General features: G+C 65.2%; 15 protein-coding genes. 9 read left to right on the forward strand and 6 right to left on the reverse strand.

Annotated features, from left to right (window positions below; all coding sequences use genetic code 11):
• From G3N58_RS27040 to G3N58_RS27060, 5 genes are all read left to right on the forward strand, one after another.
• Window positions 1-771 (forward strand): type VI secretion IcmF C-terminal domain-containing protein (locus G3N58_RS27040; protein ID WP_277396986.1); only part of this gene is annotated, 771 nt, incomplete at its 5' end.
• The gene (gene tagF / locus G3N58_RS27045) at window positions 768-1454 is read left to right on the forward strand and encodes a type VI secretion system-associated protein TagF (protein ID WP_206000704.1); all 687 of its coding nucleotides are present in this window, start codon (window positions 768-770) and stop codon (window positions 1452-1454) included. The genes G3N58_RS27040 and tagF, both read left to right, overlap by 4 nt.
• Before the next feature lie 207 nt (window positions 1455-1661).
• On the forward strand, window positions 1662-2267 hold the full coding sequence (locus tag G3N58_RS27050; RefSeq protein WP_206000706.1) for an OmpA family protein: 606 nt from the start codon (window positions 1662-1664) through the stop codon (window positions 2265-2267).
• A 20-nt stretch (window positions 2268-2287) separates the two neighbouring features.
• The gene (locus tag G3N58_RS27055; RefSeq protein ID WP_206000708.1) at window positions 2288-3280 is read left to right on the forward strand and encodes a hypothetical protein; all 993 of its coding nucleotides are present in this window, start codon (window positions 2288-2290) and stop codon (window positions 3278-3280) included.
• Window positions 3281-3435: 155 nt separating this feature from the next.
• On the forward strand, window positions 3436-4188 hold the full coding sequence (locus G3N58_RS27060; RefSeq protein ID WP_167039881.1) for a hypothetical protein: 753 nt from the start codon (window positions 3436-3438) through the stop codon (window positions 4186-4188).
• A 119-nt stretch (window positions 4189-4307) separates the two neighbouring features.
• On the opposite strand, the gene G3N58_RS27065 is transcribed toward G3N58_RS27060, so the two are convergent.
• Together G3N58_RS27065 and G3N58_RS27070 are read right to left on the reverse strand one after the other, a co-directional pair.
• Complete coding sequence (locus G3N58_RS27065) at window positions 4308-4775, reverse strand: ribonuclease domain-containing protein (protein ID WP_167039883.1); 468 nt, start codon at window positions 4773-4775, stop codon at window positions 4308-4310.
• 165 nt (window positions 4776-4940) lie between these two features.
• Window positions 4941-5756: a TetR/AcrR family transcriptional regulator gene (locus G3N58_RS27070; RefSeq protein ID WP_240158829.1), complete on the reverse strand. Its 816-nt coding sequence runs from the start codon at window positions 5754-5756 to the stop codon at window positions 4941-4943.
• A gap of 257 nt (window positions 5757-6013) precedes the next feature.
• Here G3N58_RS27070 and G3N58_RS27075 point away from each other — a divergent pair, with 257 nt between their 5' ends.
• The 4 genes from G3N58_RS27075 (at window position 6014) to G3N58_RS27090 (ending at window position 11857) form a co-directional block, all read left to right on the forward strand.
• Window positions 6014-7195 carry an isovaleryl-CoA dehydrogenase gene (locus G3N58_RS27075; protein WP_206000710.1) on the forward strand — a complete coding sequence of 394 codons (1182 nt, stop codon included), beginning with the start codon at window positions 6014-6016 and terminating at the stop codon, window positions 7193-7195.
• A 124-nt stretch (window positions 7196-7319) separates the two neighbouring features.
• On the forward strand, window positions 7320-8927 hold the full coding sequence (locus G3N58_RS27080; RefSeq protein WP_167285542.1) for a carboxyl transferase domain-containing protein: 1608 nt from the start codon (window positions 7320-7322) through the stop codon (window positions 8925-8927).
• Window positions 8928-8979: 52 nt separating this feature from the next.
• Window positions 8980-9765, forward strand: coding sequence for an enoyl-CoA hydratase/isomerase family protein (locus G3N58_RS27085; RefSeq protein WP_206000712.1), 786 nt, complete (start codon window positions 8980-8982; stop codon window positions 9763-9765).
• A 43-nt stretch (window positions 9766-9808) separates the two neighbouring features.
• Window positions 9809-11857 (forward strand): acetyl/propionyl/methylcrotonyl-CoA carboxylase subunit alpha, encoded by a 2049-nt coding sequence (locus G3N58_RS27090; RefSeq protein ID WP_206000713.1) that lies wholly within the window; start codon window positions 9809-9811, stop codon window positions 11855-11857.
• A 98-nt stretch (window positions 11858-11955) separates the two neighbouring features.
• On the opposite strand, the gene G3N58_RS27095 is transcribed toward G3N58_RS27090, so the two are convergent.
• The 4 genes from G3N58_RS27095 to G3N58_RS27110 all read right to left on the reverse strand — a co-directional run bounded on the left by G3N58_RS27095 (window position 11956) and on the right by G3N58_RS27110 (window position 14929).
• Complete coding sequence (locus G3N58_RS27095) at window positions 11956-12234, reverse strand: DUF1488 family protein (RefSeq protein ID WP_167039890.1); 279 nt, start codon at window positions 12232-12234, stop codon at window positions 11956-11958.
• 118 nt (window positions 12235-12352) lie between these two features.
• Window positions 12353-12541, reverse strand: a complete 189-nt coding sequence (locus G3N58_RS27100; RefSeq protein ID WP_205990335.1) for a hypothetical protein — start codon at window positions 12539-12541, stop codon at window positions 12353-12355.
• A gap of 162 nt (window positions 12542-12703) precedes the next feature.
• Window positions 12704-13504: a sugar phosphate isomerase/epimerase gene (locus G3N58_RS27105; RefSeq protein WP_206000715.1), complete on the reverse strand. Its 801-nt coding sequence runs from the start codon at window positions 13502-13504 to the stop codon at window positions 12704-12706.
• 93 nt (window positions 13505-13597) lie between these two features.
• Window positions 13598-14929 (reverse strand): MFS transporter, encoded by a 1332-nt coding sequence (locus G3N58_RS27110; RefSeq protein ID WP_241017250.1) that lies wholly within the window; start codon window positions 14927-14929, stop codon window positions 13598-13600.
• Window positions 14930-14938: the final 9 nt, after the last annotated feature.

Here is a 14938-nt window from a genome sequence, read left to right on the forward strand (position 1 = left end):
TCGCCGCCGCCGCTGGCGGCGGTCGCCGCCAACGTCGCGACCGGCGCCGACGCGCTGATGACGGGCGGCGAGCGCGCGCGGCTCAACGCGCTGTGGCAGGCGAATGTGGCGCAGCTGTGCCGGCAGGCGCTCGACGGCCGCTATCCGCTCGTGCGCGGGTCCACGCGCGATGCCGCGCCCGACGATTTCGGCCGCCTGCTCGGCCCGGGCGGTTTGATCGACGATTTCTTCCAGAAGAACCTGGCGATGCTGGTCGATATGTCGGGGCCGCAATGGCGCTGGCGCAGCGGCGCCGAGACGCTCGGCATCCCCGTCGAAGTGCTCGGCCAGTTCCAGCGGGCGGCGCAGATTCGCGATGCGTTCTTCCGCGCGGGCGGGCGCGACGTGTCGGTGCGCTTCGAGGTGAAGCCGCTGACGATCGATCCGTCGATCACGCAGTTCACGCTCGACATCGACGGGCAGCAGATGATCGTCAAACCCGACACGCCGCAGTCGATGGTGTTCCAGTGGCCGAGCGGCAAGGGCACCGGCCAGGCGCACGTCGAGTTCACGCCGGCGGGCAACGCGCCGGCGGCGCGGGCCGACGGACCGTGGGCGCTGCTGCATCTGATGGACGATGCTCATCTGCAACCGACTTCGCAGCCCGACCGCTTCCGGTTGAGCTTCGAATCGGATGGCCGGCGCGCGGCCTTCGAACTCGCGGCCAGCAGTATCGTGAACCCGTTCCGCCGCGCCGCGCTCGAGCAGTTCCGCTGTCTGGACCGGTTATGAGCGAGGACTCATCGGCCGCGCCCGGTTTTTTCGGCAAGGTGCGCACGCATGGCGATTTCGTCGCGCGCCGCTTGCCGGCGGAGTTCATGATGCCGTGGGACGAGGGCTTGCAGAACGGCATGCTGCTCGGGCGGGAGCGCTTCGGCGCGCAGTGGCTGCCGTTGTATCTGAACGCGCCCGTGTGGTGTTTCGCGCTGGCGGCGGGCCCGTATGGCCCGCATGCCTGGGCGGGCGTGCTGACGCCGGGGGTGGACCGGGTGGGGCGCTATTTTCCGTTCACGATCGCGCAGGCCATCGAGGCCGCCGAACTCGAACGACGGCTGGCCGATGCACAGGCCTGGTATGACCGGCTGGTGGCATTGGCCCTGTCGACCCTCGCGCCGGAGTTCACGCTCGATGGTTTCGACGTGGCGGTGCGCGCCGAGCGCTGGTGCAACGAGGGGCGCGAAGCGATGCCATGGCGGCTGGCCATACCCGATGCATCCGACGGCTTCGCCGCGCTGCTGGTCGAAACCGTCGCCGCGGGACGGAGCCTCTGGTGGAGCGACGGATCGCCGGCCGTGGCGCCGTCCGCGCGACTGTGCGCGGGCGCGACGAGCGGCGCGCAGTTCGCGAGTCTGCTCGACGCCGGCAGGGATGAATGGGACGCGGTGACCGCATTGATTGCGCACGCGGGTGCGTAGCGATGGCATCGCCGCGTCGAATGGGTACCGGATGGATGACGGATGAGTAACGTATAAGGTGACGGGTTTCAAATTGGCTTCCCGTCATTCGTCTTTGAAGGATGAAGCTGCCCCGCAACGGGGTCCGTCCATGTTCGCCGACGGTCCGCGACGAGGCGCTGGCGGCCTCGCGGTCCGATGGCCGGTCAATTCCGCGGAGATTTCCGTATGTCACGCCTGACACATTCTGCTTCCGGAACCCGCGCGCGAGGCGCGGTTCTGGTTGCCGCGCTGTGCGCCTTGTCCTCGCTGTGCGCGGCCGCGCGAGCCGCCGAACCGGTGATGAAAGAGCAGGACATCAACGAACAGTCGGTCACGCGGGCGCTCGAACCCGCGCAGTCCGGCGGGCCCGACGACAACATCGTGACGCGCGGCTTCGTGCTGTCGAACAAGCCGCCCGCAGGCGCGCCGCGGCCCGCGCCGGCGAAAACGCCTTCCGCGCAAATCCTCATCACGTTCGCCACCAATTCGGCCACGCTCACCGATAGCGCGAAGGCCGCGCTCGACAAGGTCGCCGGTGCCTTGCAGTCCGAGAAGCTCGCGGCCTACCGGTTTCGCGTCGAAGGGCATGCCGATCCGCGCGGTTCGGCCGATGCCAATATGAAGCTCTCGGAAGACCGTGCCGCCGCGGTGGTCGAATACCTGACGCAGAAAGACGGCATCGCCTCCGAGCGGCTGTCGTCGGTCGGCAAGGGCTCCGCCGATCCGCTGAACCGGCGCAATCCGACGGCGCCCGAGAACCGCCGCGTGACGATCGTCACGGTCACGGATTAGACACTGTCGGGAGGCCGCCGATGACGCGCTATCGCGGGTATTGCGCCCTCGCGAGACGGGCGGCGCTGCTGTTCGTGACGTTCGCCGCGTTCGCGCTTGCCGTGGACATGCACGCGCCGGCGCGTGCCGCCGATGGCCCGGACGGATCAGGCGAGTCGGGTGCATCGAGCGGATCGGGCGCAGCGGGCGCGCACTCATGGCCCGCGCTCGCCGTCGACGGCGACACCGGGGCCATCCGTCTGCCGCTGGGCCAGCTCGAAGCCGCGCTGGTGTCCGACGCGCGTCTGCAATTGTTCACCGTGACGGATCAGCCTGGACTCCATGTGATGCAGGCCGCCAGCCTCGCGCAGCAGGGCGCCATGTTTTCGCGCGTGGTGGCCCTGCTCGAGAGGCGCGACATGCCGCGCGACCGCGTGGTGTCGGCGGCGGCGCTGGTGGCTCACGCTCGGCGCTTCGGCACCGATCCGGCGGGACTGACGGCGGGCAACAACTTCAGCACCGTCGAGCTGACGCATTTTTTCGAACTCGCGCGCGAGCAGGGCGTGGTGCTGAATCAGGGCGAGCGTACCTTGCAGGCGATTCTGGTGCGATGGCGTTTGATCCGCGAGGAGCAGGGCGTCTGGAAAGCGGCGAGTCCGCGCGATTTTCTGATCACGATTCCGGGGCTCGGTCCCGCACCGGGCGGCGAGACGATCAACGCCGCGGTCAGGGCGGCAATCCTCAGTCACGAACTGGGGCATTGGCAGTACTTCTCGAATAATGCCTACGCGCACGCATGCCGTTCGTTCTGGTGGCGGGAATTGAGCTACGAGGAACGCGCGGAGTTGACCCGGCAACTGGCGAACCTCGGCTACGATCCGAGCGACCGCATCGTGATCGACGAGATGCAGGCGTATTTGCTGCATACCCCCGCGGCTTATATGCCGATCGTCGATACGCCGGGGCCGGATGGCATCGACGTCGGCAAGGTGCGGCGGCGCTTGCAGGAGCGGGTGGCGCAAGGGGGCGAGTAAGAGGGTAAAAGCGGGGGAGTAAAAAACGGGGAAGCAAAAGCGGGGGAGCAGAAGCGGCACGGGAGAGTAGCAACACGCCGTCGGCGCGCGGAGCGCGCGAGCGGTGCGATCCGCAAGGCCGGACCTCTCGCGACGATTGTTATGGAGTACAGCACATGGCAAGCGACACTTTTACCGCCGACGATTTCGTCGATCGATACATGAACCTCCAGGCCGGCAGCAGCGAATGGCCGACGAGCGTGTCGTTGAACAAGTACATGATCGGCGCGGACTATTCGAGCCCGAAAGCGCAGGCGCGCGCGGCGGTGCGAACGGCGGCGCTCAAGAAGCATCTCGGGCCGAAGGACAGCGCATTTGCGCGGGCCAATTGCGGCAAGGTTTCGCCGGACGACTGCGAGCATATTCTGACGCTCGCGGTCGACTCGGGCACGGTCCAGCCCGAGAATATCCAGGCATGGGCCGACCGGAATCTCGGCGTGGATTGCACGGGCTTCGTCGTGGCCTTTTACGATGCGCTCGGGATCATGGATATCGAGCGATATAGCGGCGGCGCGAGTTGCTTTACCTTTATCAACAAGGCCAAGCATAACCATCGGCCGCCGGGCGAGAGCCCGCTGATCTGGGAACTCGACGACGTGCAGCCGAGCGACATGATTCTATGGATGAACGATGCGCAGGTGGAGACACGGTCGCCGGGGCACATCGCGCTGATCTACGACGTCGATTGCCAACAGGGCATTCTTTATACGGCGGAGTCGAATGGCGCCGATGACGGCGAAGGACACTACGGCCCGAAAATTTCAGAGCGCATCTGGAACGGCCGCAACAAGGATCGCGGGCCGCATTATCTGCAACTGGGCAAGTCGGACAAGGTCATTATCGTCCGCCCGCCGCCGATGTTCGGCTAGGCGGGAAGACCGTCTCGTTTTTCATCCTTGCGTGAGCGTTTTTTGCGTGCGGGCCGCCGGGTTCGGCGGCCACGCTACGCGGCACCGCTCATGTTTCGCAGCTCATGTTTCGCCGCTTATTATGTGGCACCGTTCTGGCGCTTGACCGCCTTGGTGACCTCATCGCGCAGCGTGAGAGTCATGCCGGTGATGATGTAGAAGCCGTTGCGCCATTCCGGGTCCAGCGCCTGCGTCGCGTCGATTTGCGCCTGGGCCCGTTCGGTCGCGGTGCCGCCTCGCGCGCTGACGCGTTCGTAATGGCAGGCGGTAAAGAACAGCATGCCATTGGTTGCACGGGCGACGATGCGCCGCGCGCCGCGATTGCGCACACCCGGCGTGGCGACCGTGTACTCGAGATACTTGCCGTTGGGGAGATCGCCGAAGCGGTTGCCGAACGACGAGCCGTCTTTCCCCGGATAAGGAAAGGGCCCATCCGAAATGATCAGGTCGATCGTGCGGCGGGCTTCGGGGGGCAGGCAATCATAGTCGATCGAAAAAAGCGCGTTCCCCATGTTGCCGCCTCGTCCGAGCATGCCTTGCTTGCGCATGCCTTGCTCTTCGAGTGCATGATCGTAGTGGGTCGTGGTGACGGGTCCGGGCATGGGCCTGATCCTCGCATGAAGGGCACAGTGGCGAAAGACGGATTGACATAGGGAAGACGATTCGTAAGTAGAAATTTTGAAGACGTTCGAGGCGCAAGATGCGCGGTGTCGTCAACGATTCGGGTTCGCCGTTTTTTTTGCCGTTTTTCTGCCTGCTTTTCTGCCTGCTTCCTGCGTTGTCTTTTGCGTGACCTCTTGCGCCGTTTCGGCCATCCTGGTGGTCTCCTCGAAACGCCGGTTCGCTTCGGCCACTTCCGCGCGAAAGCGCTGCAACGCGCTCAGCGCGAGATCGGGCGGCGTGAGCGCGGCCCATAGCACGTCGATCAACTGATCCGCGGTCGCATCGATATCGATCTGCCGGTTCGTCAGCGTCGCATCCCATAGCACGTGCTCCATCGGGCCGAACACCATCGAGCGCAGCAGGCGCAGCGGCATGTCCGCGCGAATCTGTCCGCTTTGCTGGCCCTCGGCGAGCACGCGCATCAGCGGCGCGGTGTAGCGGCGCTGCAATTCGGTCAGCGCTTCGCTCAACTCGTGATGACGCGCGCGGCCTTCGGACAGCACGAGCGCGCACAGGTCCGTGCCGTTCACGAGCATCAGCCGCACATGCATGCGCACGATGAACGCGAACTGCTGGCGCACGCTGCCGTCGCGCGGCAAGCCGGCTTCGATCGCCTCGATGATCTCGTCGTACCAGTCGCCGATCACGCGCGCGCAGAGTTCGCGCTTGCCGCGAAAATAGCTGAACACGGTTGCCTCGGAAATGCCGAGGCGCTGCGCGATTTCGGCGGTCGTCGCGTGCTCGTAGCCTTTGGCGGCGAACACGTCGCGCCCGGCCTGGAGAATTTCCTTCACGCGCTGTTGCGACTTGCGCCCGGCCGGTTCGCGGCGCGAGACGGGGAGTCCGGTCTTAACGGCAGCGGTCATGTGAGTCGGATTCAGATTTGTGGAGCCGGTTAGCGCAGGAAATACAGATTTCGATGTCTGATCGTCGCGATACTAGCACCTAATTGGCGCCCGATGCCGGTTCGTAAATTTCTGAGTCACGCTCAAAAATACCTATTGACGCATACGTCAATCTGGCGTGAAATGCGCGTTGACACGTTTGGGCGTGCGATGCGCGTGGTTTGGGCGTGCACAGCGCGAGCCGCGCCCGGCCGCCAATGAACTCAGGAGATACCGCAATGCGCAATCTGCCCGGTTTGCAGTTCCCGCTCGGCGAAGAAATCGAAATGCTGCGTGACAGCATCGCCTCGTTCGCCGCCAAAGAAATCGCGCCGCGCGCGGGGGAGATCGATCGCACCGATCAGTTCCCGATGGACCTGTGGCGCAAGTTCGGCGACCTCGGCGTGCTCGGCATGACCGTCGCCGAGGAATACGGCGGCGCGAACATGGGCTATACCGCGCATATGGTCGCGATGGAGGAGATTTCGCGCGCGTCGGCCTCGGTGGGTCTTTCTTACGGTGCGCATTCGAATCTGTGCGTGAACCAGATTCATCGCAACGGCACGGACGCGCAGAAGCGCCAGTATCTGCCGAAGCTCGTCTCGGGCGAACACGTCGGCGCGCTCGCGATGAGCGAGCCGAACGCGGGCTCGGACGTCGTCAGCATGAAGCTGCGCGCCGAGAAGAAGGGCGATCGCTATGTGCTCAACGGCACCAAGATGTGGATCACGAACGGTCCCGATTGCGACACGCTGGTGGTCTATGCGAAGACCGATCCCGAGGCGAATTCGCGCGGCATTACCGCGTTTATCGTCGAGAAGGGCATGCAGGGTTTCTCGGTCGCGCAGAAGCTCGACAAGCTCGGCATGCGCGGCTCGCATACGGGCGAACTCGTGTTTCAGGACGTCGAGGTGCCGGAAGAAAACATTCTCGGCCAGCTCAACGGTGGCGTGAAAGTGCTGATGAGCGGCCTCGACTACGAACGTGCGGTGCTCGCGGGCGGCCCGACCGGCATCATGGTCGCGGTGATGGACGCGGTCGTGCCGTATATCCACGACCGCAGGCAGTTCGGCCAGTCGATCGGCGAATTCCAGCTGATCCAGGGCAAGGTCGCCGATCTCTATACGACGCTGCAGGCCTGTCGCGCGTATCTGTACGCCGTGGGGCGCCAGCTCGACACGCTCGGTAGCGAGCACGTGCGCCAGGTGCGCAAGGACTGCGCGGGCGTGATTCTCTATACCGCCGAAAAAGCGACGTGGATGGCCGGCGAGGCGATCCAGATTCTCGGCGGCAATGGCTATATCAATGAGTATCCGGTCGGGCGTTTGTGGCGCGATGCGAAGCTCTATGAAATCGGCGCGGGCACGAGCGAGATTCGTCGCATGCTGATCGGGCGCGAGCTGTTTGCCGAGACTTTGTGACGCAAGTGCGCATGCGTTGCGGCGTCATGGCGTCGTGCGTTGTGGCGTGCTTGTTGGCCCATAAAGTCGGCCTATAGTCGGCCCTAAAGTCGGCCCATAAAAAGCGGCAACCTGGAGTCACTTCATGCCGATCATCGAATCCAAGCTGAACCCGCGTTCCGACGACTTTCGCGCGAACGCGGCGGCGCTCGAAGCGCTCGTCGCCGATCTGCGCGCGAAGGTCGAACTGCTGGCGCAGGGCGGCGGCCAGGCCGCGCGCGACAAGCACACGAGCCGCGGCAAGCTGCTGCCGCGCGAGCGCATTGCGCAGCTGCTCGACCCGGGTACGCCGTTCCTCGAATTCTCGCAACTGGCCGCCTACGGCATGTACAACGACGACGCGCCGGGCGCGGGCGTCATCACCGGGATTGGCCGCGTTGCCGGGCAGGAGTGCGTGATCGTCTGCAACGACGCGACGGTCAAGGGCGGCACCTACTATCCGGTCACCGTCAAGAAGCATGTACGCGCGCAGGAAATCGCCAGCGAGAACCGCTTGCCGTGCGTGTATCTGGTCGATTCGGGCGGCGCGAATCTGCCGAATCAGGACGACGTGTTCCCCGATCGCGACCACTTCGGCCGCATCTTCTACAACCAGGCGAATCTGTCGGCGGCCGGCATTCCGCAGATCGCGGTCGTGATGGGTTCGTGCACGGCGGGCGGCGCCTACGTGCCGGCGATGAGCGACGAGTCGATCATCGTGAAGAACCAGGGGACGATTTTTCTCGGCGGCCCGCCGCTCGTGAAGGCGGCGACCGGCGAAGTGGTCAGCGCCGAGGACCTCGGCGGCGGCGACGTGCATACGCGTCTTTCGGGTGTCGTCGATCATCTCGCGCAGAACGACGCGCATGCGCTCGCGATCGCGCGCAGCATCGTCGGCAATCTGAATCGCGTGAAGCCGGTGCCGCTCGTGTTGCAGGAGCCGAAGCCGCCGCGCCATGACGTGAAGAGTATCTACGGCGTGATTCCGGTCGATACGAGAAAGCCTTTCGATATCCGCGAGGTAATTGCGCGCATCGTCGACGACTCGGCCTTCGACGAATTCAAGGCCCGCTACGGCACGACGCTTGTGTGCGGTTTCGCGCATATCTGGGGACATCCGGTCGGCATCGTCGCGAACAACGGCATCCTGTTTTCGGAGTCGGCGCTCAAGGGCACGCACTTCATCGAGCTGTGCTGCCAGCGCAAGATTCCGCTCGTGTTTCTGCAGAACATCACGGGCTTCATGGTCGGGCGCAAATACGAAAACGAAGGCATCGCGAGAAACGGCGCGAAGATGGTGACGGCCGTGGCGACGGCGAAGGTGCCGAAGTTCACGGTCATCATCGGCGGCTCGTTCGGCGCGGGCAACTACGGCATGTGCGGCCGCGCGTATTCGCCGCGTTTCCTGTGGATGTGGCCGAACGCGCGCATCTCGGTGATGGGCGGCGAGCAGGCCGCGTCGGTGCTGGCCACGGTCAAGCGCGACGGCATCGAGAGCCGGGGCGGCGCATGGAGCGCCGAAGAGGAAGAGGCGTTCAAGCAGCCGATTCGCGAGCAATACGAGCATCAGGGGCACCCGTACTATGCAAGCGCGCGTCTGTGGGACGACGGCGTGATCGATCCGGCGCAAACGCGCGACGTGCTCGGTCTCGGCCTCTCGGCCGCGATGAACGCGCCGATCGAAGACACGCGCTTCGGCGTGTTCAGAATGTGATGGCGCGCCACGACGCGATGGTGCGGGAAAGCCCGGTAAAGGAGCACAACGCATGCAATACGAAACGCTGAAGTTCGAAGTGGTCGGCCAGGTTGCGACGCTCACGCTGAATCGCCCGGACGTGCGCAACGCGTTCAACGAAACGATGATCGCCGAACTGACCTCGGCATTCACCGCACTCGATGCGCGCGACGACGTGCGGGCGGTCGTGCTGGCCGCGAACGGCAAGGCGTTCTGCGCGGGCGCCGACCTGAACTGGATGAAGCAGATGGCCGGCTATTCGGACGACGAGAACCGCGCCGATGCGATGCGGCTCGCGAACATGCTGGCGGCCGTGTACCGCTGCAACAAGCCGGTGATCGCGCGCGTGCAGGGCGACGCCTACGCGGGCGGCATGGGCCTGATCTCGGCCTGCGATATCGTCGTCGCGGTGGACAGCGCGCATTTCTGCCTCTCCGAAGCGCGGCTCGGCCTGATTCCGGCCACGATCGCGCCCTACGTGATTCGCGCGCTCGGCGAGCAGGCGGCGCGGCGCTATTTCGTCACGGCCGAAGCGTTCGACTGCGCGACCGCGTGGCGTCTCGGTCTGGTCAGCGAAGCGGTGAGCGCGGCGCAACTCGACGCGAGCGTCGCGCAACTCGCGCAAACGCTGTGCGCGAACGGACCGCAAGCGGTGCAAGCCTGCAAGCGGCTCGTGCAGGACGTCGCGGGCCGCGAACTGAACGACGCGCTGATCGAAGACACCGCCGCGCGCATCGCGCGCACACGCGCCGGCGCGGAAGGCCGCGAAGGCATCGCGTCGTTCCTCGACAAGCGCGCGCCGTCCTGGCGCGGCTGACACCGCAACCCGGCGCCGAACCGCACACTTCATCGAGACACTCATGTTCAACAAGATCCTGATTGCCAACCGGGGCGAGATTGCCTGCCGCGTCGCCGCGACCTGCAAGCGGCTCGGCATCGCGAGCGTGGCCGTCTATTCCGACGCGGACGCCAACGCGAAACACGTCGCCGCCTGCGACGAAGCGGTGCATATCGGCGGCTCGACGGCGGCGCAAAGCTATCTGCGCATCGAGCGCATCATCGAGGCCGTGCGCGCGACCGGCGCGCAGGCCGTGCATCCGGGCTACGGTTTTTTGTCGGAGAACGAAGATTTCGCGCATGCCTGCGAAGCGGCCGGCATCGTCTTCATCGGGCCGCCGGTCGGGGCGATTGCCGCGATGGGTTCGAAGGCCGCCGCGAAAGCGCTGATGCACGCGGCCGCGGTGCCGCTCGTGCCCGGCTATCACGGCGAGGATCAGGACCCGCGCCTTTTGCAGCGCGAAGCGGATGCGATCGGCTATCCGGTGCTGTTGAAGGCGAGCGCGGGCGGCGGCGGCAAGGGCATGCGCGTGGTCGAGCGCAGCGCGGATTTCGCGGCCGCATTGCTGTCGTGCAAGCGCGAGGCGGCGAGCAGTTTCGGCAACGACCGCGTGCTGATCGAAAAGTATCTGACGCGGCCGCGTCACGTCGAAGTGCAGGTGTTCGTGGACCGGCACGGCGGCGCGGTCTATCTGTTCGATCGCGACTGCTCGGTGCAGCGGCGTCATCAGAAGGTGCTCGAGGAAGCGCCGGCACCGGGTCTTGCCGCCGACATCAAACGCGCAATGGGCGAAGCGGCCGTGGCCGCCGCGCGCGCGGTCGACTACGTCGGCGCGGGCACGGTCGAATTCATCATGACCGGCAGCGGCGAGTTCTATTTCATGGAGATGAACACGCGCCTGCAGGTCGAGCATCCGGTCACGGAGATGGTGACGGGGCAGGACCTCGTCGAATGGCAATTGCGCGTGGCCGCGGGCGAGGCGCTGCCGCTCGCGCAGCCGCAACTGAAGCTCGACGGCCACGCGATCGAAGCGCGCATCTATGCCGAGCATCCGGCGCGCGGCTTCCTGCCGTCCACGGGCACGCTCAGGCATCTGCGCATGCCCGAGGGCGTCGAGTTCGCGATCGACGCGGCCGGTCTCGGCGAGCCTGGCCGCAAGGCGCCGGTGCGCATCGACAGCGGCGTGCGCGAGGGCGATACGATCACGCCGTTCTACGATCCGATGATCGCGAAGCTGATCGTGCACGGCGCGACGCGTGAGGAAGCATTGGCGCGTCTCGCGCGTGCGTTGCATGCGTGCGAGGTCGTCGGGCCGCATACGAACGTCGAGTTCTTGCAGCGCATCGTCGCGAGCGAGCCGTTCGCGAACGGCGATCTCGACACGGGTTTGATCGAGCGTCATCACGATGCGCTGTTCGCGCCGGTAAAAAAGCCCTTCAGGGAAGCACTCGCGCTCGCCTGCGCGGCGCTGCTCACGCGCGAGGGCGGCATCGCGCACGGTGCGTCGCCGTGGGATGCGCTGTCGCATTGGCGGCTCAATAGCGGCTATACGCAGACGCTCGGCTGGCGCGCGCTCGACGACGGCGGCCAGCACGCAGGCAGCGAGGCGTTCACGGTCGGGTTCGCGCGCGACGGCGGCACGCAAACGCTCGAACACGACGGCGTGCGCGAAAGCTTCACGTGGTCGGCTGGTGCGGGCGCGCACGAATTCCGCGCGACGCTTGGCGACGCGCGCGTGACGGGCCGCGTGTTCGTCGACGGCGACACGTTCCATGTGTTCTGTTATGGCGAGGCGCTTGCGTTCGAATGGCAGAACCTGCTCGCGCATGCCGCCGACGCCGAAGGCGGCGAAGGACGTCTGACCGCGCCGATGCCGGGCAAGGTGATCGCGGTGCTGGTCGAGGCGGGAGCGGTGGTCGAGAAGGGCGCGCCGCTGATCGTGATGGAAGCGATGAAGATGGAGCACACGATCGGTGCACCGGCGGCCGGCACGGTCGCCGAAGTGCTGTATGCGGTCGGCGATCAGGTGGACGATGGCGCGCAGCTTCTGGTGCTCGACGTGCAGCAGTAAGCGCGCACCTGGGAGAAACGCTTAAAGCAAGGCGAGTGTAAGAAGCGGCGCCGCGCGCTTCGCTTTCGCGCGGGCCGCTGCGTGCGGTGACACTGTGCCTAATGTCTGACCAAACGGAATTCGTCGAGATCGAGCCGTACCGATTCGGTCGGCACGAACTTCCATCTCTGCGCGGCAACCGAAAGAATTTCCTGCTGCGCATCCTCGAATGCGACGAGCAGGTCCTGCTTGCGCCGGCTCGCCGCGCCGCAGAACTTCACGAGCGCATCGGCGCTGACCTCGAAAATCTGCGCGCGATCGTCGCAACACACGCGGAACGCGACTGTCGCGCATTCCGTGACACAGGGCCGGAACCCTTCATCGACATAGACCGACATGGCGAACTCCTTCGGACGCCTGAATCGACAGGATGACAAACCGCGCCTGCCTGGTCTGTGGGTGAACCGGCATTGACGGCGAAATGCCCGGCGCCGCGTCACGCGCGACGACCGGCTGCTAGTGAAAGATTGCCAGAAGCTGGCTCGGCGTGCAGAGCGCGCACAGCCGATTTTTGCTCAGAGGATGCTTAAAAAATTCGCCGTGAAGTGAGCGCTGAATCGCGCCCGCGCCATGCATGGGCCGCACATGGGCCACGGAGATGGCGCCCGGCATGATTTCGTCCGCACGGACTTCGGCAAACTTCATTCTGCGCCGAAGTCATTTCATTATGATTATTCGCGCGGCCGGTGCACAGGACGGTGTCACGACGGCGTCATGCTATGTCTGTTTTCGGTCAGGCTTCGGCACGGCGCGCGGTGGCCGTCCGCATCACCGCGCGAAAACGTCGGCCCGTTATCGGGCGGTTCGTTACAGGTTCTTCGCCGCAACGAGCGCGCGTCGTGCCCATTCCTCGTAGCCGAGCGCGGGGATGCGAAAGTCATTGGGCAGTTCGATGGAGACCGGCAGGCCGGCGGGCGTGCTCGACAACAACGCCTTCAGGTCGATGCCCCCTTCGCCCGGCAGCAAACGTTCGTGACGCGCGGTATGGATCACGCTGTCCATCGTCGGCGGAATGCCGGCCGGGCAATCGCATAGCTGGAGATAGTGCAGCAGATCGCCGGGTAGCGCCCGCAGGTCGTCGAGCGACGTATTGGAGCGTTCGAAGTGCACCGCGTCGATCAGGATGCCCGCATTGGCCGGCCGGCCCGCGAGCTTGACGATGCGCTGCGCGTCGGCGGCATTGCGGACCGTCGACCAGGGCATGAATTCCAGATCGGCATTGAGCCCGAACGGCCTCGCCGCCTCGCAGAACCTCGCATAGGAATCGGCGAGGCGCTGCTCGTCGGGATCGCCGCCACCGACGAGAATGCTGCGGGCGCCGAGTTCGGCCGCCGTTTCCAGAAAGCTGCTGTAGTGGTCGACCGAAAACGTTCCGTACAGCCACACGATCTCGACGTCGAATACCTGCACGCCGGTGTCGCGCATGGAGGCGAGCGTCTCGCGCAACATGTCGCGATCGTTCATCAATGGGTAGGCCGGGGCGCCGGGCAGCGCGGGAATCAGGCGCAGGCCGACGCAGTCGTAGCCGGTGCGGGCGGCAACGCGTATCGCATCCGCGGGGGCGAGATGCAATACCGTGAGGTGGGCTAAGGAATACTGTCTTTCCATGATGTCCTGTCGATAGCTGAAGTCTGCGAGGGTCGGCACGTGCCATGACGTAGCATGGCGCGATGCCACGCTACGCCACGCGATCGTGCCGGCTCAATCGGCTGAGTTCGTGATGGCCGCGCCGCGCGGCAGGAAGAGGAACAGCAAGGCGCCGAGGAACGTCGTGAACGCCAGCGCAACCGTGCCAAGGTCGGCGGAACCGAACAGCGATACCGTGATCGAGCGGATATTGGGCGCGAAGAACCCACCTAGGTTGCCGATCGCGTTGACGGCGGCAATGCCGGCGACGGCCGACATCCCGCCGAGATATTTGGTCAGCGACTGCCAGAAGATCGGCTGCGATCCATACAGGCCCGCGAGCGAGAAGCACAGCGCGGCCACCGCCAGCGTCGGCGAATGCGAGAGCGAGCCGAGCAGGCCGATGGCGGCCGCCACGAGGCCGGCGGCGCCCCACCAGCGGCTGCGCTGGTATTTGTTGGCGAGCGAGGGCAATACCAGCACGGCGATCAGCGCGCAGAACCACGGCAATGCCACGATCACGCCGACCAGTGCGCCGGTGTTTTGTCCAATGAGCTTCGCGACCTGCGAGGGCATGAAAAACTGGATCACGGTATTGGTCATCACGATCAGAATGTACGTGATGATGAAGCGCAGCAGTCCGACGTCGCGCAGGCAGGCCAGTATGCTGTGCGGGCCCGCCGCGATCTTTTTGCGTTCCTCTTCCTCGATGGCCGCCGTCAGTGCGTTGCGTTCGCGCTGATCGAGCCACGGTGCGTTTTGCGGTTTGTCGCTGAGATAGAAAAACGCCCAGATGCCGACCACGACCGAGGCGAGCCCCTCGATGACGAACATCCACTGGTACGCCTCAAGACCGAGATGCGCACCGATGCCGAGAATCGCGCTGGAGATCGGCGCGCCGATGACGAACGAGAGCGGTGTGCCGCAATAGAACAGCGCGATGATCGGCAGACGCCATTTCGCCGGGAACCAGAAAGTCAGGAACAGGACCATGCCGGGGAAGAACCCGGCTTCGGCCGCGCCCAGCAGGAGCCGCTGGAGATAGAACGAGACGTTGCCGTTGATGAAGGCCGCGCCGGTGGAGATGATGCCCCAGGTGACCATGATCCGGCACATCCAGATCTTCGCGCCGAAACGGTTGAGGCCGAGATTGCTCGGTACTTCGAAGAGAAAATACGTGATGAAAAACAGCCCGGCGCCGAAGGCATAAGAGGCGTCGCTGATGCCCGTCGCGTCCTGCAGATGCGCTTTGGCGAAGCCGACGTTGACCCGGTCGATGAACGCGAGGACGAACATCAGCAGCAGGAACGGCACCAGCCTGTTTCTAGCCTTGACGACCGCGCGCTTGAGGGTTTGGGCCTGCTGCATCGCGTCGTCGGCAAACGATCCGACATTGACGTCTGACATATGCTGTCT

Source organism: Paraburkholderia sp. Ac-20342 (genome assembly GCF_017104985.1).
Classification (GTDB): domain Bacteria; phylum Pseudomonadota; class Gammaproteobacteria; order Burkholderiales; family Burkholderiaceae; genus Paraburkholderia.

Bases quoted from the DNA above. Each gene is read 5' to 3' on its own strand.
- G3N58_RS27075 (WP_206000710.1), top strand. From the start codon at position 6,014: ATGCGCAATCTGCCCGGTTTGCAGTTCCCGCTCGGCGAAGAAATCGAA.
- G3N58_RS27060 (WP_167039881.1), top strand. From the start codon at position 3,436: ATGGCAAGCGACACTTTTACCGCCGACGATTTCGTCGATCGATACATG.
- tagF (WP_206000704.1), top strand. From the start codon at position 768: ATGAGCGAGGACTCATCGGCCGCGCCCGGTTTTTTCGGCAAGGTGCGC.
- G3N58_RS27055 (WP_206000708.1), top strand. From the start codon at position 2,288: ATGACGCGCTATCGCGGGTATTGCGCCCTCGCGAGACGGGCGGCGCTG.
- G3N58_RS27070 (WP_240158829.1), bottom strand. From the start codon at position 5,756: ATGACCGCTGCCGTTAAGACCGGACTCCCCGTCTCGCGCCGCGAACCG.
- G3N58_RS27085 (WP_206000712.1), top strand. From the start codon at position 8,980: ATGCAATACGAAACGCTGAAGTTCGAAGTGGTCGGCCAGGTTGCGACG.
- G3N58_RS27065 (WP_167039883.1), bottom strand. From the start codon at position 4,775: ATGCGCAAGCAAGGCATGCTCGGACGAGGCGGCAACATGGGGAACGCG.
- G3N58_RS27095 (WP_167039890.1), bottom strand. From the start codon at position 12,234: ATGTCGGTCTATGTCGATGAAGGGTTCCGGCCCTGTGTCACGGAATGC.
- G3N58_RS27110 (WP_241017250.1), bottom strand. From the start codon at position 14,929: ATGTCAGACGTCAATGTCGGATCGTTTGCCGACGACGCGATGCAGCAG.
- G3N58_RS27090 (WP_206000713.1), top strand. From the start codon at position 9,809: ATGTTCAACAAGATCCTGATTGCCAACCGGGGCGAGATTGCCTGCCGC.
- G3N58_RS27050 (WP_206000706.1), top strand. From the start codon at position 1,662: ATGTCACGCCTGACACATTCTGCTTCCGGAACCCGCGCGCGAGGCGCG.
- G3N58_RS27105 (WP_206000715.1), bottom strand. From the start codon at position 13,504: ATGGAAAGACAGTATTCCTTAGCCCACCTCACGGTATTGCATCTCGCC.
- G3N58_RS27100 (WP_205990335.1), bottom strand. From the start codon at position 12,541: ATGAAGTTTGCCGAAGTCCGTGCGGACGAAATCATGCCGGGCGCCATC.
- G3N58_RS27080 (WP_167285542.1), top strand. From the start codon at position 7,320: ATGCCGATCATCGAATCCAAGCTGAACCCGCGTTCCGACGACTTTCGC.